General features: G+C 73.4%; 21 protein-coding genes. 19 read left to right on the top strand and 2 right to left on the bottom strand.

The annotated features are described in order from the left end of the window. Window positions 1-21 precede the first annotated feature (21 nt). Window positions 22-4011: an AAA family ATPase gene (locus OHN19_RS19630; protein WP_330265435.1), complete on the bottom strand. Its 3990-nt coding sequence runs from the start codon at window positions 4009-4011 to the stop codon at window positions 22-24. 360 nt (window positions 4012-4371) lie between these two features. Here OHN19_RS19630 and OHN19_RS19625 point away from each other — a divergent pair, with 360 nt between their 5' ends. Both OHN19_RS19625 and mgtA read left to right on the top strand, forming a co-directional pair. Beyond that, window positions 4372-4740, top strand: coding sequence for a metalloregulator ArsR/SmtB family transcription factor (locus OHN19_RS19625; protein WP_330265434.1), 369 nt, complete (start codon window positions 4372-4374; stop codon window positions 4738-4740). 58 nt (window positions 4741-4798) lie between these two features. Next, window positions 4799-7411 (top strand): magnesium-translocating P-type ATPase, encoded by a 2613-nt coding sequence (gene mgtA / locus OHN19_RS19620; RefSeq protein WP_330269653.1) that lies wholly within the window; start codon window positions 4799-4801, stop codon window positions 7409-7411. Window positions 7412-7443: 32 nt separating this feature from the next. Here the strand turns inward: mgtA and OHN19_RS19615 are convergent, their stop codons facing one another. Continuing rightward, window positions 7444-7674: a hypothetical protein gene (locus OHN19_RS19615; RefSeq protein ID WP_330269652.1), complete on the bottom strand. Its 231-nt coding sequence runs from the start codon at window positions 7672-7674 to the stop codon at window positions 7444-7446. 181 nt (window positions 7675-7855) lie between these two features. Here OHN19_RS19615 and OHN19_RS19610 point away from each other — a divergent pair, with 181 nt between their 5' ends. The 17 genes from OHN19_RS19610 (at window position 7856) to OHN19_RS19530 (ending at window position 22917) form a co-directional block, all read left to right on the top strand. Next, window positions 7856-8902, top strand: a complete 1047-nt coding sequence (locus OHN19_RS19610) for a hypothetical protein (RefSeq protein ID WP_330265433.1) — start codon at window positions 7856-7858, stop codon at window positions 8900-8902. Between the two features lie 263 nt (window positions 8903-9165). Next, complete coding sequence (locus tag OHN19_RS19605; protein ID WP_330265432.1) at window positions 9166-10281, top strand: LuxR C-terminal-related transcriptional regulator; 1116 nt, start codon at window positions 9166-9168, stop codon at window positions 10279-10281. A 94-nt stretch (window positions 10282-10375) separates the two neighbouring features. Further along, window positions 10376-10642, top strand: coding sequence for an acyl carrier protein (locus tag OHN19_RS19600; protein ID WP_330265431.1), 267 nt, complete (start codon window positions 10376-10378; stop codon window positions 10640-10642). A 60-nt stretch (window positions 10643-10702) separates the two neighbouring features. Next, window positions 10703-11953 carry a beta-ketoacyl-[acyl-carrier-protein] synthase family protein gene (locus OHN19_RS19595; protein ID WP_330265430.1) on the top strand — a complete coding sequence of 417 codons (1251 nt, stop codon included), beginning with the start codon at window positions 10703-10705 and terminating at the stop codon, window positions 11951-11953. Further along, window positions 11950-13155 carry a beta-ketoacyl synthase N-terminal-like domain-containing protein gene (locus OHN19_RS19590; protein ID WP_330265429.1) on the top strand — a complete coding sequence of 402 codons (1206 nt, stop codon included), beginning with the start codon at window positions 11950-11952 and terminating at the stop codon, window positions 13153-13155. The genes OHN19_RS19595 and OHN19_RS19590 overlap by 4 nt, the downstream gene beginning before the upstream one ends. After that, window positions 13152-14147: a beta-ketoacyl synthase N-terminal-like domain-containing protein gene (locus OHN19_RS19585; protein WP_330265428.1), complete on the top strand. Its 996-nt coding sequence runs from the start codon at window positions 13152-13154 to the stop codon at window positions 14145-14147. Before OHN19_RS19590 ends, OHN19_RS19585 begins: the two co-directional genes overlap by 4 nt. Beyond that, window positions 14147-14995, top strand: coding sequence for an alpha/beta fold hydrolase (locus OHN19_RS19580; protein WP_330265427.1), 849 nt, complete (start codon window positions 14147-14149; stop codon window positions 14993-14995). Before OHN19_RS19585 ends, OHN19_RS19580 begins: the two co-directional genes overlap by 1 nt. Beyond that, window positions 14992-15951 carry a hypothetical protein gene (locus OHN19_RS19575; protein ID WP_330265426.1) on the top strand — a complete coding sequence of 320 codons (960 nt, stop codon included), beginning with the start codon at window positions 14992-14994 and terminating at the stop codon, window positions 15949-15951. Before OHN19_RS19580 ends, OHN19_RS19575 begins: the two co-directional genes overlap by 4 nt. Beyond that, window positions 15948-17090 carry a beta-ketoacyl synthase N-terminal-like domain-containing protein gene (locus tag OHN19_RS19570; RefSeq protein WP_330265425.1) on the top strand — a complete coding sequence of 381 codons (1143 nt, stop codon included), beginning with the start codon at window positions 15948-15950 and terminating at the stop codon, window positions 17088-17090. Before OHN19_RS19575 ends, OHN19_RS19570 begins: the two co-directional genes overlap by 4 nt. Continuing rightward, window positions 17087-18058 carry a beta-ketoacyl synthase N-terminal-like domain-containing protein gene (locus tag OHN19_RS19565; RefSeq protein WP_330265424.1) on the top strand — a complete coding sequence of 324 codons (972 nt, stop codon included), beginning with the start codon at window positions 17087-17089 and terminating at the stop codon, window positions 18056-18058. The genes OHN19_RS19570 and OHN19_RS19565 overlap by 4 nt, the downstream gene beginning before the upstream one ends. Continuing rightward, entirely contained in the window at window positions 18058-18921 is an 864-nt protein-coding gene (locus tag OHN19_RS19560; protein ID WP_330265423.1) for an SDR family oxidoreductase, read from the top strand. Before OHN19_RS19565 ends, OHN19_RS19560 begins: the two co-directional genes overlap by 1 nt. 17 nt (window positions 18922-18938) lie before the next feature. Then, a complete protein-coding gene (locus OHN19_RS19555) occupies window positions 18939-19988 on the top strand; it encodes a beta-ketoacyl synthase N-terminal-like domain-containing protein (protein ID WP_330265422.1) in 1050 nt (349 codons plus the stop codon). A 116-nt stretch (window positions 19989-20104) separates the two neighbouring features. After that, entirely contained in the window at window positions 20105-20398 is a 294-nt protein-coding gene (locus tag OHN19_RS19550) for an acyl carrier protein (RefSeq protein WP_330265421.1), read from the top strand. Continuing rightward, window positions 20395-20823, top strand: coding sequence for a hypothetical protein (locus tag OHN19_RS19545; protein WP_330265420.1), 429 nt, complete (start codon window positions 20395-20397; stop codon window positions 20821-20823). The genes OHN19_RS19550 and OHN19_RS19545 overlap by 4 nt, the downstream gene beginning before the upstream one ends. Continuing rightward, window positions 20820-21365 carry a 3-hydroxyacyl-ACP dehydratase gene (locus tag OHN19_RS19540; RefSeq protein WP_330265419.1) on the top strand — a complete coding sequence of 182 codons (546 nt, stop codon included), beginning with the start codon at window positions 20820-20822 and terminating at the stop codon, window positions 21363-21365. Before OHN19_RS19545 ends, OHN19_RS19540 begins: the two co-directional genes overlap by 4 nt. A 14-nt stretch (window positions 21366-21379) precedes the next feature. Beyond that, window positions 21380-22168, top strand: coding sequence for a 3-oxoacyl-[acyl-carrier-protein] reductase (gene fabG / locus OHN19_RS19535; RefSeq protein ID WP_330265418.1), 789 nt, complete (start codon window positions 21380-21382; stop codon window positions 22166-22168). Continuing rightward, window positions 22165-22917 carry a 2-hydroxychromene-2-carboxylate isomerase gene (locus OHN19_RS19530; RefSeq protein ID WP_330265417.1) on the top strand — a complete coding sequence of 251 codons (753 nt, stop codon included), beginning with the start codon at window positions 22165-22167 and terminating at the stop codon, window positions 22915-22917. The genes fabG and OHN19_RS19530 overlap by 4 nt, the downstream gene beginning before the upstream one ends. Window positions 22918-23225: the final 308 nt, after the last annotated feature.

The following is a 23225-nucleotide window of genomic DNA, read 5'->3' as shown; positions in this document are numbered from 1 at the left end:
AGCGGGATCACGTAATGCGCTTCAGTCGCACGGAGGATCGTACGAGAGCCGGGGCAGGTACTCCTCCCACTCCTGGCGGGTCAGGACGTTCCCGGTGGTGGCACAGATGCGGTCGATCGCGTCGTCGACGTCGAGGTCCCACAGCCGGATCGTGTCGGAGCCGCTGGACACCCCGAGCATGCGGCTGTTGGGGCTGAAGGAGAGGAAGTTGCCGGTCTTGGCGTTGGGGCTCATCGACTGCCCGATGGGTCCGGCCGCGGACGGGTCGGACACGTCCCAGAGCCGGACCGTGTTGTCGTTGCCGCCGCTGGCCAGCCTCGTGCCGTCGCGGCTGTACGTCAGGGACACCACCGCCTCGGTGTGCCCGGTGAGGGCGGCACCCGCCCGCTCGGCGTGCGCGGGGTCGGCCACGTCCCACAGCCGGACCGTGTCGTCGTCACCGCCGCTGGCCAGGGTGCGGCCGTCCGGGCTGAAGACGAGCACGTTGACGGGCCCCGCGTGCCCGGTGAGCGGCGGGCCGAGCGCGGTCGTACGGACTGGGTCCGTCACCTTCCACAGCCGGATCGTGCCGTCCGCGCTGCCGCTGGCCAGGGTCCGGCCGTCCGGGCTGAAGGCGAGGCCGTTGATGTATCCCCGGTGGCCGGCGACCGGGCCGTGGGAGGCCGGGTGGGCCGGGTCGGTGACGTCCCACAGCTGGAGGCTGCGGCTGTCGTAGGCGGTGGCCATGGTGCGTCCGTCCGGGCTGAACGCCAGCGCGTCCGGGCCCATGAACCGGGAGCGCAGGACGAGCGCCGGACCGTAGGGGGCGGGCCGGGACGGGTCGGTGACGTTCCACAGGTGGACCCGGCCGGTGGCGAGCACCGCGAGGATGCGGCCGTCGGGGGAGAACTGCACCTGGGAGTCCGGGTCGCGCACCTCGGGGGTGAACGGCTCGCCCAGGGCCACGGGCCGGGCCGGGTCCGTCACCTTCCACAGCCGGATCCGTCCGTCCCGCCCGGCCGTGGCGAGCACCTTGCCGTCCCGCCGGAACGCCCCGCTGCCGCCCACCACGTCCCCCGACGGGATCGACCACAGCCGCACCTTGCTGTCGCCGCTGCCCGTCGCGAGCGTACGGCCGTCCGGGCTGAAGCCCAGCGCGTACATCTCCCCGCTGCTCCCGGCGAGCGGCTCGCCGACCTGCGAGGGGTACGCCGGGTCGCTCACGTTCCACAGGCTCGCCGTGCTGTCCGCGCTGGCTGCGGCGAGCGTGCCCCCGTCGGGGCTGAAGGCCACGGACCAGATGGGCCCGGTGTGGCCGGTAAGGGGCGAGCCGACGGGGCCCGCCGCGGCCGGGTCGGCCACGTCCCACAGCCGGACGGTGTCGTCGGCGCTGCCGGTCGCGAGCGTACGGCCGTCCGGGCTGAAGGCGACCGAGTGCACCAGGCCGGTGTGCCCGACGAGACCCCTGGGGTACATCTTCGGGCGCCGAGGGTCCGCGGTGTTCCACAGCCGAATCGTTTTGTCGTCGCCCCCGGCCGCCAGTGTGCGCCCGTCGGGGCTCCACGCCACGGTCCGCACGGCGGCCCCGGCACCGGTCAGGGCACCGAGCGGCTCGGGCCGTGCCGCGTCGCGCATGTCCCACAGCTGTACGGTCCTGTCCTCCCCGGCGGAGGCCAGCGTGCGCCCGTCCGGGCTGAACGCGATCAGGTAGATGGTGCCGCGATGTCCGGCCAGGGGAGCGCCGAGGGACTTCGGATGCCGGGGGTCCCGGACGTCCCACAGCCGGATCGTCCCGTCGTCCCCGGCACTGGCCAGGGTCGTGCCGTCGGGGCTGAAGACCGCGCTGCTCACCCAGCTCGTGCCACCGGTGAGAGGCTCGCCGAGCGCCTCGGGGTGCCGGCGGTCGCCCACGTCCCACAGCCGCACGGTCCGGTCGTAGCCGGCGGTGGCCAGGAGCCGGCCGTCCGGGCTGAACGAGGTGAGGTACACGGCACCGGTGTGGCCGGTGAGCGGGGTGGCGAGGGGCGCGTTGACGATGGAGATCAGCCGGGTGTTGGTGCCCTCGTCGTCGGGCCGCAGCCTGTGCGCGACCAGGTCGATCCGGGCGGACAGCGAGGGGTTCGTGTACTGGACGCGGTCCGCCTCCGCGACCACCTGCTCGAACACGGCGTCGTTGCGCTGCTGCCAGGCCACCACCGCGGAACCCACGGCCACCATCGCGAGGACCACCAGGGCCGACACCGCGCCCCGGGCGATCAGCACGGTACGCCGGCGCAGCCGCACCGAGGCGGCCAGGAACTCCACCGCGCTGCGGGTCAGATAGGTGTCCCCGGCGGACTTCGCCCAGCTGCGGGCCTGCTCCAGCCGGGAGCCCCGGTACAGCAGCGAGGAGTCGCGGTTCGAGCCCTCCCAGGAGCGGCCGTCCTCCTCGATGCGCTGGCGCAGCAGATGGTCGCTGCGGTCCTCGTCGATCCACTCGCGCAGCCGCGGCCACGCCGTCAGCAGGGCCTCGTGGGTGATCTCCACGGTCTCCGCGTCCAGCGTCACCAGCCGGGCCCGCACCAGCGCCTCGAGCGACTCCTCGGTCTTGCCCGGGTCCGTGGACTCCGCGGCCAGCTGACGCCGGGTGCCGCGGCGGCGGGTGGCCTGGGTGTCCTCGCCGAGCCGCACCAGCCGCAGCAGCAGCAACCGGGCCGCCGTACGCGCCGCCGGATCGAGGCCGGACCAGGCCCGCTCGGCGGTCGCCGCCACCGCGCCCTGGATCCCACCGGCCGCGCGATAGCCGGCCAAGGTCAGCCGGCCGCCCTTGCGGCGCTGCCAGGTCGCGAGCAGGGCGTGCGAGAGCAGTGGCAGCACGCCCGCGTCATGGGCGCCGCGCGGACCGTCGGCGCTCACCTCGCGCACGATCAGCTCCGCGAGCCCCGGCTCCAGCTCCAGCCCCACGGCGCGGGCCGGACCGGTCACGGCCTCGCGCAGCTCCCCGCTGGTCAGCGGCCCGAGCACCATGTGCCGGTGCTGGAGCGCGTCCGCCAGCTCGGGGTGGTCGAGGCACCGCTCGTAGAAGTCGGCACGGATGCCGAGAAGCACCAGGGCGGGGGCCTCGGCGTCGGGTCCCGCGGGGGTGCAGGCCGCGTGCAGCAGCTGGACGAAGGTGCGCCGGGCCGTCTCGTCCGAGCAGAGGGTGAAAGCCTCCTCGAACTGGTCCACGATCACGACCGCCCGGGCGGCGGCGCCCTCGTGCTGAGCCCACGAGGCGACCGCGTCCCGCACGGCGGCGGCGAATTCGGGAGGGCGGTCCGGCGCACCGGCGTCGGCTGTACGGGTGTCGGTTGTACGGGCGTCGGCTTCGGCGACGACCGGGGCCAGGCCGGGTATACGACGGGTCAGTTCCGCGAGCGGATCGGCGCCCGGCACCAGTTGCAGGACGGCCGGGCCACCGGCCTCCCCGTCCAGCGCCCCGTCCGCCAGCGCGGTCACCAGACCGGCGTTGAGCAGCGAGGACTTGCCCGCGCCGGAGGCGCCCACGAGCATCACCAGACCGCCGGTACCGGTCTCGGCGGCCGAGCGGAGCAGCTTGACGAGCGCCTCGGTGCTGCGCTCCCGGCCGAAGAACCAGCGGGCGTCCTCCTGCCGGTAGGAGGCCAGACCGCGGTAGGGGCAGACACCGGCCGGGGCCTCCGCCTGCTGCGGCCCCTCGTCCTCCTCGGGTGCCACCGCCCGCTCCCACAGCCGCTGCCACTGGCCGAGGTCGTACAGCCCGGCCGAGACGGGAGTGGGACTGATACGCCGCGCTTCGGGAATGAGGATGTGCAGCACGGCCGCGAGCGCGGTGAACTGAGCGGGTACGTTACGGGCCCGCCGCCAGTCGCTGATGCGCTGCGCGGACACCCGCACGGGCCGCCCGCGCTCGTCGACACGCTGGAGCCGGCCGACTCCCTCGGACACCCGCTTGAGGGGCGGATTCCCTGCCTCTCGGTACAGCAGGGCGAGACGCTCCGCGAAGGCCGTGCGTGCCCCTGAGTCGGCACTCAAGGTCTTCCACCCCTTACTTCCCTCGCGGTTGAATCCGGACCGGAAAACTCACCCTATACGGCTGACCTGCGGTAACGCACTGCCTCCGGTACCGGAACCTCCTCTTTGCGCCCCTTGACTGGCAGGATCATGACCCCGCGGCCCAGCCATCGGGCGACGCCCTGACAGGCCACCATCCCGGCGCCCCGCGTGCCAACCAGCGCGCCGGAAGACCTCACACACGTTCCACCCACGGTCACCCGCTTCCTCCGGTACCGGTCCCCACGAGGGGAGGGACCGGTACCGGACGAAGCGGGACGATCACTGTGCCGTGCCTACACTGGGGCGTCTGTGGTCGACGTGGGAGGACAGGAGCGGGCTGTGGCGAAGGTCGTCGGGGGCGTCGGCGGTTTCCAGGACCCCTCGGCCGAGGTGCTCGCCGAGGCGGCCGCCGCGTTCGGACTCCTCGCCTCCTCGGCCCGGCTGCACCTCATGTGGGCGCTGTCCCAGGGCGAGAGCGATGTCACCCACCTCGCCGACCGGGTGGGCGGCGCGCTCCCCGCGGTCAGCCAGCACCTGGCGAAACTGAAACTCGCGGGCCTGGTCAGGTCCCGCCGCGAGGGCCGCCGCCAGATCTACTACGTCGACGACCCCGACATCGTGACGGTGGTCCGCGTGATGGTCGGCCAGCTGACGGCCCGCGAGACCTCCTCCCCGGCCTCGCCCCGGCTCCACGAGGCCGGTGTCTGACCACCCGACGGCCGCCCCCGAGCCCCCGCCGACGGCCCGACCCGAGGACACGGTCCCCCTGCGGGGGGCGGGGACGGAGGTTCCTGGTGAGTCCGGTCGGCCGGCACCCACCCCCTCGACCACCCCCACGCCCACCCTCCTCGAAGTCTTCCGTCGGCTCGACGCCGGTCCGCGGGGGCTGACGGAGGGGGAGGCGGAGGAGCGGCTCGCCCGGGTCGGGGAGAACCGGGTGCCGGACGCCCGGGACCCGTCCTGGGCCCGGCTGTTCGCCCGGAGCGCGCGGGACCCGTTCACCGCGGTGCTGCTCTGCCTGGGACTGGTGTCGGCCGCCGTCCACGCCTGGGGCACCGCCTCGGTGATCCTCCTGCTGGTCGTCGTGAGCTGCGTTCTGCGGGCCTCCGGCGAACACCGGGCCGACCGCTCCACCGCGGGCCTGCGCCGCCTGGTGGCGACCACGGTCACGGTCCAGCGCCGGGCCGACGAGGACACCGCCCCGGCCACCCGCGAGATCCCGGTCGAGGAACTCGTCCCCGGCGATGTCGTACGGCTCGGCCCGGGCGACCTGATCCCCGCGGACGTACGACTGCTGCGCTCGGCCGGACTCACCGTCCACCAGGCCGCCCTGACCGGAGAGTCGGCACCCGTGCGGAAGTCCGCCGCGGAGAGCGACACCACGGACTCCGCGGCCGGCACCGGCGACTTCCAGCACCCCCACCTCTGCTTCCAGGGCACCAGCGTCGCCGCCGGCAGCGCCACCGCCGTGGTCACCGCGACCGGCGCCGACACCCGGTTCGCCGCCGCGTACCGCCGTACCGGGAAACCACCGGCGACCACCTTCGAACGCTCCGTCCAGGGCGTCTCCTGGATCCTGATCCGCTTCGCCCTGCTGACCCCGCCCCTGGTCCTCATGGCGAACGCGGCCCTCCGCGGCCGCGGCCTGGAGACCCTCCCGTTCGCCGTCGCGGTGGCGGTGGGCCTGACCCCCGAGATGCTCCCGGTCCTGGTCACGACCTGCCTGGCCCGCGGCGCCGCCCGACTCGCCCGCACCCACGACGTCATCGTCCGACGGCTCCCCGCCCTGCACGACATCGGCGCCATGGACGTCCTGTGCGTCGACAAGACCGGCACCCTCACCCAGGACCGCCCGGTCGTCGACCGCGCGCTCGACGCCGAGGGCCACGACGACCCCGGGGTACTGCGCTGGGCCGCGGCCGCCGCCTGGTGGTCCCTCCAGCTGGCCGACCTGCCCGCCCCCGACGCCCTGGACGAGGCCCTCCTCACCGCCGTCGACGAGGACACGCTCACGTCGTACGACGGGGTCACGGCGCTCCCCTTCGACCCGGGCCGCCGCCTGGCCACGGTCGTCGTCCGCACCCCCGGCCGGCTCGGTACGCACACCCTGATCACCAAGGGTGCCGCGGAGGCCGTCCTGGAACGCTGTGCCCTGTCCGACGAGGAGCGCGCCCGGCTCCGTGCCCTCGCCGCGGCCCAGGCCGCGGACGGGCTGCGCGTCCTCGCCGTCGCCACCGCCGAACGCCCCGCCGGGGTGCGCCCCCAGGAGCGCGGCCTCACCTTCCGCGGCCTGGTCACCCTCCGGGACGAGCTCGCCCCCACCGCCGCCGAGGCCCTCGCCGGACTCGCCGCGCGGGGCGTCACCGTCAAGGTCCTCACCGGCGACCACCCGGGCACCGCGGCCCGTGCCTGCCGTGACCTGGGCATCCCGGTGGACGGGGTGCTCACCGCCGACCGCCTCGACACCCTCACCGACGCCGAACTGACCGACCTCGCAGGCCGTACGACCGTCTTCGCCCGCTGCACCCCCGACCACAAGACCCGGATCACCCGGGCCCTCCAGACCGGCGGCCACACGGTCGGCTTCCTCGGCGACGGCGTCAACGACCTGCCCGCCCTGCGCACCGCCGACGTGGGCCTCGCCCCACGCGACGCGGCCGGGGTGACCAGGGACAACGCGGACCTGGTGCTCGCCGGGAAGGACCTCACCGCGATCGGCCACGCGGTCGCCGCCGGCCGTCACGCGGGCGGCAACATCGCCTCGTATCTGCGCATCACGCTCTCCTCCAACCTCGGCAACGTGATCGCGATGCTCTCCGCGGGCCTGCTCCTGCCCTTCCTGCCGATGCTGCCGGCCCAGGTCCTCGTCCAGAACCTCTGCTTCGACGCGGCCCAACTGGCCTTCGCCTACGACCGTCCCGCCCCGTCCGCCCTGCGCCGCCCGACCGTCCTGGACCCCCGGGCGCTGCTGCGCTTCATCGTCGGCTTCGGCGCCCTGAACGCCGTGGCGGACCTCGCGACCTTCGGCGTGCTGGCCTTCGCCCTGCGGGGCCCGGGCGACGACGAGGCACTGTTCCACTCGGGCTGGTTCACGGAGAACCTGCTGACGCAGGCCGTGGTGATGGTCCTGCTGTCCCTCGGCGTACGCGGCGGCCTACGCGGCACGCGCGACCGGCGGCCGGGCCCGGTCACCTGGTCCGCCGCCGCGCTGGCCGCGACCGGTCTGTTCCTTCCCATGTCCCCGCTGGGCACGCTCCTGGGCCTGAGCCCGCTGCCCGGCGTGTACTACGGCCTCCTGGCGGCGGTCCTGGCCCTGTACGCCGTGGGCCTGACGGCGGCGCGGGCACACCACGAACACCGGTCCCGCACGGCCGGGTGACGGACGTGCCGGGCACGGTCCGCCGGGGGAGCTCAGGGACAGGCGATGTCGAACCCGTAGCGCAGCGGTTCCTCGGTCACCCCGTGGTCGAGGCGGTAGACGTAGACCCCCTCGACCCGCACCCCGGCCGGCGCACCCTCGGCCCGGCAGGGATACGTCACCTGCACCACCCGCGGCCGGTCGGCGACCTTCACCCGCATCCCGTCGGCCGGTCCACCGTCGAGGACGGCGACCTCCCACCCGGTCACACCGGCCGGCTCCACTGTCTCCGCTGCTTCCACGCGGACAGTTTAAAGCTTGCGCAACCGTCCGCTGAGCGGCCTTCTTGTGTCATCGAACGCCGGGAGCTCCCGTGACTGGCTGTTCTGCCCATGGGGCATAGGTGGGGCATAGAGGTGGTGGGGACGCTGGGTGGGCAGGTGTCCACCGCTTCGATGGGATGACATGAACCTGAAAAGACGCAATGCCGCTGTCCTGGCCACGACGTTCCTGGCGGCCTCCGCGGTCACCGGTATCGCACCGTCCGCCCAGGCCGCCGAGCAGGCGTGCACCTACCAGGCCGCCTACCTGCCGGTACCGGAGGGGATCGAGTCCGGGAGCGTGACCGCGACGGGCGGGGCAGGTGTGTACGCGGGGGAGGTCCAGTTCCCCGGGGACGACTCGCTGGAGCACGCCGTGCTCTGGACCGACGGCAGGCTGACCGACCTGGGGCCCGCGGCCGGCGCCGACTTCGACCTGTACGTCAGCGACGTGAACAGTGCGGGCACCGTGGTGGGGCACGGCGCGAAGATCACCGGCGTGGTGGAGGGCTTCCCGAACTGGACGTGGTTCCCGGTCCGTTCGCGCGACGGGAAGCTGGAGCAGCTTCCGGTGCCCGCCGGCTCCCACGACGTCCAGACGCGCGTGGTCACCGAGAACGGGGACATCTACGGCGACGGCTACGGCGCCGACCCCAACTACCGTGAGGTCTACAAGTGGCCGGCGGACCAGCCCGGCACCGTGGTCAAGCCGGCCGGCTTCCCCAAGGGCAGCAAGGTCGAGGGCGTGGACACCGACGGCACGGTGGCGGTCACCGCCGAGGACGCCCCCCGGGGCACCTGGCGGCCGTACCTCTGGAAGAACGGCACGGCCAGGCAGCTGCCCATACCGACCGGCGCGGCGCACGCCCAGGTCACCGGGATCTCGAACGGCAACGTCATCGGTGACGCCCTGACCGCCGACTTCGCCCGGTCCGCCGTCGTGTGGAACAAGGACGGCAGGGCGGCGGCCCTGCCCAACGGCCAGGGCACCACGGCCATCAACAGTCAGGGGCTCATCCTCGGCAGCAACAAGAGGCTGGTCGCGAGTCTGTGGCAGCTGACCGCCAGTGCGGGGGCCGCCCCTGCCGACGGGGTGCTGAGCACGCTCGGCGACGACGGGTCGCTCGCCGGCGCGAAGGCCCGTCCGGGCGCGAGCTACCCGCGCTTCCCCGCCGTCTGGCGTTGCGGCTGATCCGCACCACCCAGGATCCGCACCATCCAGGATCCGCACCACGGCATCATTCAGGGCGTCCGGGTCGTGGTCATCCACGGTCCGGGCGCCCTTCGGCGTTGTCGTGGGCCAATCCCTCGCACCCGGCTTCTTGTTGAAGAATTGAATAGAGCGGTCATATGGGAGATGAGGGAAAAGAATCGAACAACTAGAACGCCCGGATTACACTCTGAATGCCGGGGAGGACGCAGGGGCAGCGGCCTTCATGACACGGGGGATATCGGATGTTGGAGCTCCTGGGACTGGGAAAGAACTCGGCCGAGCTCTACCGGGCCGTGCTGGCGCAGCCGGGACTTTCGGTCGAAGACCTGATGAACACCTTGAGGTGGCCGGCCGACCGCGTGCGCTCCGCGCTCGACGAGTGCGTACGGCTGTCACTGATCAGGCCCTCCTGGGAGACGCCGGGCACGCTGCGAGCGGTCCCGCCGGACGTCGGACTCCAGGCGCTGCTCGCCCGGCAGGAAGCCGACTTCCTCGAGCGGCAACGGCAGATGACGGACGCGCGTGTCGAGGTCTCACGGCTCGTCCACGACTACGCCGCGGCGCAGCGGGAGTCGCACCACATCGAAACCGAACGCATCGAGGGAATAGACGAGATCCGGTCACGGATCGAGGAACTCAGCCATTCCTGCCAGGACTCGCTCCTGGCGTTCCATCCCGGCGGCGGGCAGTCCGCCGCCAGCCGCGCGGCGGGCCGGCCGCTGAGCGAGACGCTGCAGAGCCGCGGCGTCGTGATGCACACCATCTACCTCGACAGCCTCTACAACGACCCCGAGTCGGTCGACTACGCGCGCTGGCTGCTCCGTTCCGGCAACCACGTGCGCACCACGGCCTCGCTGCCCTCCCGGATGCTCATCTTCGACCGGGAGCAGGCGGTCGTGCCCATCGACCCGGACGATTCCGGAGCCGGCGCCATGGTGTTCCGCAGCCCCGGGATCCTCGCCAACCTCTGCGCGCTCTTCGACCACGTATGGGACAAGGCCGTACCGCTCAGCGGCCGGAAACGGCCGCGGCAGCCCGCCGAGGAGAACGAACTCACCAGCCAGGAACAGACCGTCCTGCGCCTGCTCGGGGAAGGACTCACGGACGAGGTGGTCGCCCGCCGGCTGGGTGTCTCGGTGCGCACCGGACGCCGGATCACCGCGGACCTGATGGGCCGGCTCGGCGCGAAGAGCCGCTTCCAGGCAGGCATGCGCGCCGTCGAGTCCGGCTGGCTCGGCGGTGACGACGACGGGGACGCGGCCCTGGACGGAGCAGCACACGAGCCCGGCGAGCCGCTGGACGACCTCCCGGACGACACCTCGGCCGACGCCTCCGAGCTGCGGGGATCATCCGTATAGAGGCGGCATAGCGCCCCGTCCCACCATCGACTCACCGAACGGATGGGCGGAGTCGCACGACTCCGGATCCTCACCGATCTTTCAGGGAGTCGACATGACCAACGCGACCACCGGACTGGACGCCGCACGCAAGCAGGACATCAAGGAGGTCGTCTGCGACATCCTTGAGATCGACGAGGACGAGGTCACCGAGGTCAGCCTGTTCAAGGAGGACCACGACGCGGACTCGCTGCGCGCCATCGAGATCCTCGCCGCCCTCGAGCGCACCCAGCACGTGACGATCGACCAGGCGGAGCTCAGCCGCATGGTCAACCTCGTCGGTGTGTACACCGTCGTCGAAGAGGCCTCCGCCCGCGGCTGACCGGCAGTGCTCCGGCCCTGCCCCGATCAGTCGGCTGAGTCAGCCAGAGGGTGAGCTTCGATGAACACAGGTATCCGAGGCACGGACGGCACCCCCCGCAGGGTGGTCGTCACCGGGCTCGGCGTCGTCACCAGTATCGGCATCGGTATCGACGCGTTCACCACCGGACTCCGCGAAGGACACGGCGGAGTCAAGCCGATCACGGCATTCGACACCACCGGGTTCGACTACGCCAACGGGTGCGAGGTCACGGACTTCGACCCGGCGCGGTGGATCCACCGGGTGGACCCCGAGGAGCTCGGGCGGGCCAGCCAGTTCTCCGTCGCCGCCACCCGGATGGCCATCGAGGACGCGGGGCTGACCGTGGACGAGGTGCGGGCCCGGCGCTCCCTGGTGTCCGTGGGCACCACGGACGGCGAGTCCCGCGACCTCGACCAGCTCGTCGAGACGGGTCTCGCCACCGGTCCCGAGTCGTACGACCCGGTGGTCGCCCGCCGGGTGCCGGCCGGCCGGCTCTCCTCCGGCATCGTCAGGGAGTTCGCCCTGGAGGACGTCGAGGCCGTCACGATCCCGACCGCCTGCGCGGCGGGCAACTACGCGGTCGGCTACGGCTACGACGCCCTGCGCAGCGGCGACGTGGACATCGCCCTGGTGGGCGGGGCGGACGCGCTGTGCCGCAAGACCTTCACCGGTTTCTACCGGCTCGGCACCATCGCCCCCGAGGTCTGTCAGCCCTTCGACAAGGACCGCAAGGGCATCCTCACGGGGGAGGGGGCCGGGATCCTCCTGCTGGAGAGCCTGGACTCCGCGCTCGCCCGGGGCGCCCGGATCTACGCGGAGGTGCTCGGGTACGGGCTCGCCTGCGACGCCCTGCACCCGGTCGCACCCGACCGGGACAGCATCGCCCGCACCATCGACATCGCCCACCGCAACGCGGGGGTGACGCCCGACCAGATCGACTTCGTCTCCGCCCACGGCACCGGCACCAGGGCCAACGACATCACCGAGGCCGGCGCGATCCGGCAGATCTTCGGCGCCGACGCCATGCCGCGGACGGTCTCCATCAAGTCGATGATCGGCCACAGCATGGGGGCGGCCAGCGCGGTCGCCGCCGCGGCCTGCGCCGTCGCCCTCACCCAGGGATTCATCCCGCCGACCGTCAACCACCAGGAGACCGACCCCGAGTGCGGTGTCGACTGCGTGCCCAACGAGGCCCGCGAAGCCGAGCTGAACATCGTGCAGAACAACGCGCTCGCCTTCGGTGGGAACAACGCGGTGGTCATCCTCGGCAAGTACCGGAGCGCGGCATGAGCTGGATCGTGACCGGGATGGGAGCCGTCGCCAGCATCGGTTCCGACACCGACGAGATCTACGAGTCGCTGGTGGCGGGCCGCAGCGGTCTCGCCGGACTGCGCGGCTACGACCGCAGCAAGTTCCGCGCCCGGGTCGCCTACGAGATCGACGACCGGCCGGCCCCCGGCGTCGACGAACCCCTGCGTGCCACCCGCTGGCTGGAGCAGGCCGTCGCGGCGGCCGCGCGGGACGCCGGTCTCGGCGACGACCTGTCGTCGGTGCCGGTCCTGGTCGGGACGACCCTGCGCGAGCTGCGCTCGGTCGAGCTGTCCTGGCGGGACGGGACACCGGTGGAGCCGGCGGACTTGCACTTCGGCACCATGCTGCGCAGGCGCTTCGGTGCCGCCGACACCCACACCGTCGCCAACGCCTGCTCCGCCTCGCTCTACACCCTGGCCCTCGCCACCGACCTGCTCGACCTCGGGCAGGCCGACACGGTCGTGGTGGCCGGCGTGGACACCATCTCGGAGAGCACGTACGGGCTGCTCGACCGCTGCTACCCCGAAGCCCCGGACCGGGTACGGCCGTTCGACCGGGCCCGGCGCGGCATGCTGCAGGGCGAGGGCGCGGTCGCCGTCGTACTGCGCAGGGAGGCCGACGGGCCCGGACCCGGGGCCACGGTGCACGCACGGGTGCGCGGTGTCGCGGTCAACTGCGACGCCCATCACCCCTCGGCGCCCGAGGCGAAGAACATCGCCGCGGCCGTGCGGGAGGCACACCGCCGGGCCGGGGTCGGCTCCGCCGACATCGACCTGGTGATGCTGCACGGCACGGGCACCCCGCTCAACGACGAGGCGGAGTCCGCGGCCCTCGGCTCGGTCTTCGCCGGGGTCGAGCCGTCCCCGTACATGACCGCCATCAAGTCGATGACCGGGCACACCGCCGGGGCGTCCGGACTGCACAGCCTGGTCGCGGCCGTCGACGTGATGCGGCGCGGGAGTGTGCCGCCGACCGTCGGGCTCGACGACCCGGTGGAGTCGGTGGCCGGATTCCGGCTGGTGCGCGGGCAGGCGGTACGCCCCGACGAGGAGCTGCGGATCGCCCAGATCGACTCCTTCGGCTTCGGCGGGCTCAACGCGGTCGCGATCGTCGAACGGTACGGGAGGCACGAAGCGGCCGGCGGGAACGGCGCCGCCCCGGTGCGGGAGGAGGAGCAGTGAGCCCGACACGCGTCGTGGTCACCGGACTCGGTACGGCCGTCAGCGGTCTCGACACCCCCGGGGAACTGCTCGGCGACCGGCGCCCCGCCGGGGAGCCCCTCGACCCGGTGGACCGGCTCACCGGCCGGGGCCTGCGCTACAAGGACCGGGCCACCAAGCTCGCCATGGTCGCGGGCCGGGAGGCGCTCGCCGCGGCCGGGCTGATCGGGGCGGACAACGCCTCGACCGTGCCCGGCGAGTCCGTCGGCACCGTCGTCAGCACCAACTTCGGCAACGTCGACACCGTCTGCGAGACGGTCGAGACCATCGCCCGCGACACCTACCTCGGCACCAGCCCCATGCTGCTGCCCGCGACCTCCAGCAACGTGGTCGCCTCCTGGCTGGCCATCACCCACGGGCTGCGCGGCGCCAACCTGACCCTGTGCAACGGCCGTACCTCCGGTCTCGACGCGGTCAACTGGGCGCGGCTGCTGATCGGTTCGGGCCGGGTCGAGCGGGTGCTCGTGGTGGGCGTGGAGCCGGACAACCCGGCGGTGCGCCATCTCACCCCGGAGCAGGGCGCCTTCTTCGACGGGGCGGCCGCCCTGGTGCTCGAGTCCGCCGCGTCGGCGGCCGCGCGCGGGGTGCGGCCACTGGCCGAACTCGGGCCCTACGCACGCCGGGCCGAGCACACCAGGGCCGTCGCGGAGGTACGCGCACAGGAACCGCGCGCCGTCGGCCTGTGGTGCGTGCCCGAACACCCGGAGGGCATCCGGGCCCCCGGAGCCTGTCTCGGGACGGTGCCGGCCGGTGCCGTACACGATCTGTCCGACCTGCTCGGGCCCAGCTCGGGGGCGCTCGGTGTGCTCCAGTGCGTGGCCGGCACGGCCTGGCTGGCCGGTGCCGCGGCGGCCGAGGCCGACGCGGTGGTGCTCGCCAGCGCGGGTACCGGCGACTCCGGCCAGGACGACGCGGCCGCGGCCCTCGTCCTCACCCCGGCGGTGAGCGCGTGATGACCACCGACCAGGACCGGGAAGGCAGCGTGCGGGTACGGCTGCGCCGGGCGGCGCACGACGACGCCCGGCGGCCCGTGCGGGTGCTGCTCCTGCACGGCCTCGCCGGATCGACCGCCGTGTGGCGGCGGTTCACCGAGCTGGCAGGGGGCGAACTGGAGTTGTGGGAGGCCGAACTTCCCTGGGCCGCCCACGGCGACACCCGGTGGAGCCACGACCCGGACCCGGTGCCCTGGGTGGCCCGGGCGCTGGACGCCGTACCGGGGCGGGTCGACCTGCTGATCGCGCACTCCTTCGCCGCCAACGCCGTACTGGAACTGCTGGTCTCGCGGCCCGCCGGGCGGCCGGGCGCGGCCGTCCTGGTGTCACCGTTCCACCGCAGTACGCCCGAGGAGTTCGAGTGGGACACCGCCGTCCACTACCTGCACGGCTTCCAGCGCATCCTCGACGAGGGGCTGCGGGTCGGTTCGGACGGCCGGATCCCCGTCGAGCTGCGCGAGGCGATGGCGCTGCGGGTGCGTGACCGGATCGGCCCGTACGGCTGGATGCGGTTCTTCGACGCCTACCTGCGCAGTCCCTTCCTGGACACCACCGCCATCGGCCTGCCCACCCTCGTCGTGGGCGGCGAGCACGACTTCGCGGCCCGGCCCGCGGACGCCCGCGCCCTCGCGGGGGCGCTGCCGGACGCGCGGCTGCGGGTCTTCGAACGGTCCGGGCACTTCCCGATGGCCGAGCAGCCCGAGCTGTTCGCCGAGGCCGTGCACGGCTTCCTGCACTCCCTGACGCCCGCCTCTTCCGCTTCCTCCCATCCCACCCGCCCGCCCTCCCCTGTACCGGAGTTGACGTGACCGCGAACAGCACCGCCTTCACCCACCGGGAGCCGAGCTCCCTGGAGATACGGCCCCGCTACGAGGGCTCCAACATCTGCACCTGGATCGGCTTCAAGCACGTCAACTACCTCGTCGAGGAAGCCGTGCTGAACCATCTGCGCCAGAGCGGCCTCCTGCCGGGCACGGTGTACGAGACGTACGGCCTGTGCACCGACATCGTCGACATCGACACCCGCATCCTGCACGCCTTCCACATCGACGACGTGGCGCACGCCGAGGTCAAGCCGCACCGCAAGGCCAAGGACGGCGAACTGCTGCTGTCGGTGGTGCTGCACGTCCAGCGCGAGACCCTCCTCAAGGCCGTGACCTCCACCGTCCGCGTCCAGCTGCGCCTCGACCCGCGCGGCGGGGGCAACGAGCCGCTGCCCGCGTCCCTCGCCCCCTACGCCGTCGAGCAGCTGGCCGCGGTCCCCGCCTGGGACGTGGTCGCGCCCGAGGTGAACCCGGACTCCGCGGACCTCGTCAAGGAGCTGACGGCGGGCACCAACTCCTTCGCCTGGAAGTTCCGGATCCCGTACTGGTACTGCCACTTCACCGAGCGCATCCAGATGTCGGGCTACCTGCGGCTGATGGAGGAGGCCAAGGACCAGCTCGTCGCCGACCGCGGGGTCTCCATCAAGACCCTGCTCGACGAGCAGAACTGGATCCCCGTCGTCCCGCACTCGCGCATCACCGTCCTCGACGAGGCACGCATGGAGGAGGACCTGTACGTGGTCCTCACCGTCGAGGAGATCTTCAAGGGCTTCACCTACACCTCCCGGATGGACACCTACGTCGTCCGTGACGGGGCGCTGGTGCACACCGCGACCGGCCGGATCACCCACGGCTACGCGGTGATCGAGAACCGCCGCGACTGGAGCCTGGTCTCCTTCGACGACCGCATGAACGCGGCGCTGGAGGGCAAGGCGGCATGACCGGCGAGGTCGTGGTCACCGGGATCGGTGCCGTCACCTGCCACGGCGGGGGGACGGACACCCTGTGGCGTGCCATGACGGCGGCCGGGGTCCGCCGGCCGGACGAGCCGGCCGACCCGCTCGCCGTGATGGACCTGCCGCGGATCAACCTGGTGCCCGACCCCGACCTGCGGGCGGCGCGCGCCACCCGGTTCGCCGTCGCGGCGGCCCGGGAAGCGCTCGCCGACGCGGGCCTGACCGGGCTGTCCGAGGCGGCGGTCGTCCTCGGCAGCTGCATGGGCGAGCCCGGTCTCAACGAACGCGGGCGGGGCGGAGCGGAATGGACGGCGCCGTTCCGGCTGGCCTCCGCGACCGCCGCTCAGCTCGGCCTGGCGGGCGTCGCCCACGACGTCGGCAACGCCTGCTCGGCCGGCGGCTACGCGCTCGGCATGGCGTACGACATGGTCCGCGCGGGCGAGGCCGACGTGCTGCTCGTCGGCGGATCTGACGCCTACTCGCGGGTCGCGCTCGGCTGCTTCAACCGGCTCGGCGCGGTCGACCCGGACCGGTGCCGGCCCTTCGAGACCGACCGGGCCGGCACGGTCTTCGCCGAGGGCGCGGGCATCCTCGTCGTCGAGTCCGCCGCCCACGCGGCCGCCCGCGGCGCCCAGGCCCGGCTGACCCTGGCCGGCTCCGGCTGGAGCTGCGACGCGGGCCATGTGACGGCGCCGCACGAGGACGGCGAGCAGATCGTGCGGGCCATGCGCGAGGCCGTCGGCCCCGCGGGCGGCGCCGGGGCCATCGGCTGCGTCATCCCGCACGGCACCGGGACGCGGCTCGGCGACGAGGTGGAGAGCCGGGCGCTGCACCGGGTCTTCGGCGAGCGGACCCCCGACCTGCCGCTCTACAGCCTCAAGGCACTGCTCGGCCACGCGGGCGGGGCCTCGGCCGCGCTCGGCGCGGTCGCGGGCGCGCTGATCCTGCGCGAGGGGCACGTCCCGCGCAACGTGCCGCTGCGCGAACAGGACCCCGCGTGCGCGGTGTGGCTGCCGCAGCGCACCCCGGTGCCGCTGCCGCGCGGCCGCCGGCGGGTCCTGGTGAACGCGTACGGGTTCGGCGGCAGCAATTCCTCACTGGTCCTGGAAGGAGCGGAAGCATGAGCGGGAACATGTGGGCCGTGACGGGGATCGGGGGCGTCGCCCCCGAGGCCGGGGCCGAGGACGACGACTGGTTCGACCACCGGGTCCGGCTCGGGCCGCGCGGCTACAAGTACCTGCCCGCCGCCGCCCAGTACCTCCTCGCCGCGGCCCGCGACGCGGTCGCCGACGGCGGCACCCCCGACGCGGTGCCCGCGGACCGCAGAGGCGCCGCGCTCGCGCTCAACGGCGGTTTCGCCGAGCTCTTCGACACGATGGACCGCCGGATCGCGCTGGAGAGCGGCGCGGCCGCACTGTCGCCCGCGACGGCGCCCTTCTTCGCGGTGAGCCTGCTCGGCTCCCGGCTCACCGCCGAACTCGGCCTGAAAGCCTTCGCGTTGACGATGGCGAGTCCGAAGGTCGCGGCCCTGGAAGCGGTGGAGGCCGGTGGCCGCGCCCTCGAGGCCGGCCGCTGCGACACGCTCCTGGTCGGCGCGGCCGAGCACCGGCTGCCCAAGAGCCCCGCCGGTGACGGCGAACAGGGCGCCGTCGCCCTGGCCCTGGAGCCGCGGGCCGCCGCCGAGGCGCGCGGAGCCCGCATCCGCGGCACCGTCGCCGCCCGCTCGCTGTTCGTCCCGCCGGGCCGGGAGCTGCCCGCCGAGCTGGTTCCCGAGGCCGTGCGCCGGCTGCTGTCCGACCTGGACACCACCGTGGAGGTCCACCACGTCCTGGACGGCTCGCCGTTCGCCTCGGCGGTGGCCGCCGCCGTGGACCGGGCGGTCGGCACGAGCGGACGCGTGACCCCGGCGGGGGCCGGCTGTCTGGCCGCCGCACAGGCGCTGGCCGGGCTGCTCACCGGCCCGCCCGGCACCCGGCTGCTGACCGCCGCCACGCGCGAGGGGCACGCCGCGCTGGCACTCGTCCGTACCCGACCGGACCCGTACCGGGATTCCGCGACGTCGCACACTTCCCAGAAGCGGGGGACCCCCTGATGCTGAAATCCCTTGAAGGCAGCTGGTGCCTGGTACTCGGCGCCTCCAGCGGAATCGGCCGGGCCATCAGCCTCGGCCTGGCCCGCGAGGGGGTCAACGTCGTCGGGGTGCACTTCGACACCGCGGCCAGGGACGAGGAGGTCGCGGCACTCGTCGAGGAGATCCGCGGGTACGGCGTCGAGGTGTCGTTCCACAACGCGAACGCCGCGAGCCGCGCCACCCGCGACCGGCTCGTGCCGGAGATCGCCGAACTGACCGGCTCCACCGGCGGCATCGGCATCCTGGTGCACTCCCTCGCCTTCGGCACCCTCGTGCCGTTCCTGCCCCGCGAGGGCTGGGAGCGGCCGATCACCTCCCGGCAGGTGGAGATGACCCTCGACGTCATGGCGCACAGCCTCGTCTACTGGACGCAGGACCTGCAGCGGGCCGGACTGCTGCGCAGCGGTTCCAAGATCTACGCCATGACCAGCGCCGGTGTCGTCCAGGCGCTGCCCAGCTACGGCGCCGTCTCCGCGGCCAAGAGCGCCCTGGAGGCCCATGTCCGGCAGCTCGCCTGCGAGTTGGCGCCGCACGGCATCGCCGTCAACGCCCTGCGGGCCGGCGTCACGCTGACCCCCGCCCTGCAGGCCATCCCCGAGCACGCCGGCTATGTCGCGCGCGCCGCGGTGAACAACCCGCACGGCCGGCTGACCAGGCCCGACGATGTCGCCGAGGCGATCGCGGTGCTCTCGCGCACCCACTCGTCCTGGATCAGCGGCAACACCATCGGGGTGGACGGCGCCGAACTGCACGCCGCCGCCGGGGCCTGGGGGCCCGCCGGGGCCGGCACCACCGACAACGCGCTGAAGGGCGAGGGACGATGACCGCAGACAGTCTTGTCGTGTCCGGATGGTCCACGGGGTCGCCCTACGGGCTCGGCGCCGAGGCGTTCGCCGACGGGGTGCGCACGGGCCGGGACGCCACGACCGCGTCCGGGCAGGGGCCGTACCGACGCGCCGGTGAGATACCGGAGTTCGACGTACGCACGGTCCTCGGCCGCAAGGGCACCCGGGCCATGGACCGGGCCACCGCCATCGCCGTCGCCACCACGGGCATGCTCCTGGAGACCGCCGGCGGCGGCCTCGCCGAGGACCGGCCCGACGACATCGGCATGGTGCTCGGCACCGGTCACGGCAGTGTGCAGAGCATCATGGACTTCACCCGTGACTCCCTCACCGGGGAGAAGCCCTTCCACGTGGACCCGGCCCGCTTCCCCAACACGGTGATGAACCGGGCGGCCGGACAGAGCGCCATCTGGCACACGCTGCGCGGCCCCAACGCCACGGTGGCCGGCGGCGCGCTGACCGGACTGCTGGCCCTCAACTACGCGTCACGGCTGCTGCGGCAGGGCCACTGCGAGGCCGTGCTGTGCGGCGCCGTCGAGGAGTACTCGGCCGACCGCGCCTGGCTGGAGTACCGCGGCAGGCAGGACGCTGCCCGGCGCTCGGCGGGACCGCTCGGCGAGGGCTGCGCGCTGTTCCTCCTCGAACCGCGCAGCCGAGCCGAGTCGTACGGGCGCCGCCCGCTGGCCACCCTGCTCGGCAGCCGCTTCCTCGGGTTCCCGGAGCCGGAGGGCGCCCAGCAGGCCGTCGTACGGGCCGTCACCGAGGCGCTCAAGGAGGCCGGCGTGGAGCCCGAGGACGTCTCGCTGATCCTGCCGAGCGACACCGGCGGCGCCCTCGGCGGACGCGAGGAGGCCGCCCTCAACGAGGTGTTCGGCCCGCACCGGCCCCGTCGGCTGCGCCTGCGCCGGCTCATCGGCGACGCCTCCGCCGCGTCCGCCGCCTTCCAACTGGCCGCCGCGCTCTGCGTCACCGGCCCCGGCGAGGTGGCCCTGGTCACCTCCGTCGACCCGGACGGCCAGGTGGGCTGCACGCTGCTGCGGGTCTGAACCCCGTGCTGCCGTCCGCCCGCCGCCGCGCCTACCGCACCCGTCGCCTGCTCGCCCAGGCCCTGTACGCCGCACCAGCCGCCCCAGCCCGACGCATCCTCGAACGGAAGACGACCATGACCGAGACGACAGTCAGCAGCGACGCCACCGCCACCCACACCCTCGACAAGGAGGAACTGCGCGTCCTGGTCGCGGAGATCCTCGACCTGGACGCCGCGGAGGTCACCGACGAGGCCCACTTCGTCGACGACCTCGACGTGGACTCGTTGATGGCCCTGGAGATCACCGTGCGCCTGGAGCGGGAGTACGCGGTGAAGATGGCCGAGTCCGAACTCGTCGCCATCACCTCCCTCCAGGGCACCTACGAGCTGCTCGACAGCAAGCTGAAGCAGAAGGGCAAGGCCGCGTGAGCGGCGCCAGCGCGCTCGGCGCGGACGGCCTGGAGCTGCTGCGCAACGAGCCGTCCGGCGCCACCACCGCCTTCGTCGCCGAGCCGGACGACCCGGTGCTCATCGGCCACTACCCGGGCTTCCCGGTGCAGCCGGGCGTGTACCTGGTCGAGGCCGCCGACCGCACCGCCCGGCTGTGGGCGGACGGCGCCGGTCTCGGCGCGGGCCTGGAACTGGTCGCCATGGACCGCTGCCGCTTCCGCCGGCCGGTCTTCCCCGGCGACCAGGTGTCCACCGCGGTGACGGTCGACATCAGCGAGGAGGGCGGGCTGCTGACCGCCAAGGCGTCCGCGCTCACCGTGTCCGGAGCCGTCGCCGACATCAGACTGCGCTACCGCCGCACCCTCGCGGCGACGGCACCGACGCCCGAAGGAGAGGCCCAGTGACAGCGTCCGCACCCGAGGCGGTACGTCCCGGGACCGCCGGGACCGGTGGGTTCCACGGGATCCACCGGATCAAGAACACCATCCCGCACCGCGTCCCGATCCTGCTGGTCGACCGGGTCGGCGAGGTCGTGCCCGGCGCGCGCATGACGACGTACAAGGCGATCTCCGGCAACGAGCCCTGCTACGCGGAGCTCGGGCAGCACGCGGCGCCCGCGGACTACGCGTATCCGACGGCCTTCGTCATCGAGTCGTGGGCGCAGTCCGCCGTGCTCCTGTCCACCTGGGAGCAGCCCAACCCGGACGTGCTCGCCGGCAAGGTCGAACTGGCCGGCGCCATCAACGACGTGGTCCTCGACGGCCAGGCGTACCCGGGGGAGGTCCTCGAACACTCCGTACGCCTGCTCAAGCAGGCCGGGGACACCGCGATCCTCGCCGGGGAGACCCATGTCGGCGGCCGCAGGCTGCTGAGCGTCGGCGCGTTCGTCGTCGCCCTGAAGGACGTCACCGAACTGCTGCCCGCGCCCGCGGGCCTGCCCGTGTGAGAGGGGGCATCACCATGACTGCTGAGACTTCTCGGGCCACCGAGGCCACCGAGGCCGCCGGGACCGGTGCGGCGAAGGTCGCTCTGGTCACCGGCGGTTCGCGCGGGATCGGCCGCGCCGTCGTGAACCGGCTCGCGAGCGACGGCTACGACATCGCGTTCTGCTACCGCTCCGACGAGTCCGCCGCCGACCTGGTGGCGAAGGAGGTCGCGGCGCGGGGCCGCAGGGTGTTCGCCCGCAAGGTGGACGTCGCCGACCGCGAGCAGGTCAAGGCGTTCGTCACGAGCGTCGAGGACGAGTTCGGGCCGGTCACCGCCGCGGTCACCTCGGCCGGGATCACCCGGGACAACCCGCTGGTGCTGATGCCGGACGACGACTGGGACACGGTGATACGGACCAACCTGGACGGCACGTACCACGTCTGCCGTTCGGTGATCTTCCCGATGATCAAACGGCGCGGTGGCGCGCTGGTCACCCTGTCGTCCGTCGCCGGGGTCGCGGGCAACGCCGCACAGACCAACTACGCGGCCTCCAAGGCCGGCATCATCGGCTTCACCCGCTCCCTCGCCAAGGAGGGCGGCCGGTACGCCATCCGCGCCAACACGGTCGCCCCGGGCTTCATCGACACCGACATGACGTCGGTCCTGCCGGAGAAGGTCACCAAGGAGATGCTCGGGCGGATCCCGCTGGGCCGCTTCGGCACGGCGGACGACGTCGCCGCGCTCGTCTCCTTCCTCGTCTCCGACCAGGCCTCCTACGTCACCGGACAGGTGTTCCAGGTGGACGGCGGCATCGCGCTGTGAGCACCGGGAGGCGCAAGCGGGTGACGCCGCGGTTCTACTTCTCGCTGCGCAGCCCGTACTCCTGGCTCGCCTACCGCGAACTCGTCGACGAGCACCCGGACCTGGCCGCGCGCACGGAATGGATCCCGTTCTGCGAGCCGGACGAGCTGAGCCGCACGATGCTGGAGGAGGCGGGCGGGGAGTTCCCCTACGCCGTGATGTCGGCGGCCAAGCACCGCTACATCCTCCAGGACGTACGGCGTCTCGCCGCCGCGCGCGGACTGAGCTTCCGGTGGCCCGTCGACCGGGACCCGGTCTGGGAGGTGCCGCACCTCGGGTACCTCGCCGCCCGGCGGCACGGCAAGGGCGCGGAGTTCGTCGCGCTCGCCGCGCGGGCCCGGTGGGAGGAGGGCCGGGACATCTGCGACCGGGCCGTCATCGGCTTCTTCGGACCGGAACTCGGCATGGACAGCGCCGAGTTGGCGGGCGCGTCCGACGATCCCCAGCTGCGCCAGGAGGGGCTCGAGGCGCTGCTCGCGGTGCACCGCGACGGGGTGTTCGGGGTGCCGTTCTTCACCGTCCACTACGACAAGTTCTGGGGCGTCGACCGGCTGCGGGACTTCGTGGCGGCGGCCGCCGCCCGCGAGGCGCTGGAAGCCGACCGCCTCCGCGAGGCCCTGGAAGCCGGGGACGCGGACCGCCCCCGCGAGAACGCAAGGCTCCCGCACGGCCCGTCGTTCGACGACGGCCACGCGGGCGGCTGCGGCTGACACCGGGCGCCGGGGTCACCCGGCGCCACGGGCCCTCGTACGGCCGGTACCCCCCTTCCGGCCTGCCGGGGACACACCCCGCAGCCACCAGGCCGCCGTCCGGCACCTCCCCCCTGCCGTACGGCGGCCTCCTGCTTCAGGGCCGCCAGTGCGGGCCGACGGACGGCCGCCTCCCGACCCCCCTGCCCGTCGGCCGCCTCTCGACCTCCCCGCCCGTCGACCGCCACCCGAACCCCCTGCCCGCCGGCCGCCTCCCGAAGACCCCCGACCACCGAACCCCGCCCACCCCAATCCCACCTGCACTCCCA

Source organism: Streptomyces griseorubiginosus, from assembly GCF_036345115.1.
Lineage (GTDB): Bacteria > Actinomycetota > Actinomycetes > Streptomycetales > Streptomycetaceae > Streptomyces > Streptomyces griseorubiginosus_C.
This window is presented reverse-complemented; position numbering and strand designations above follow the sequence as displayed.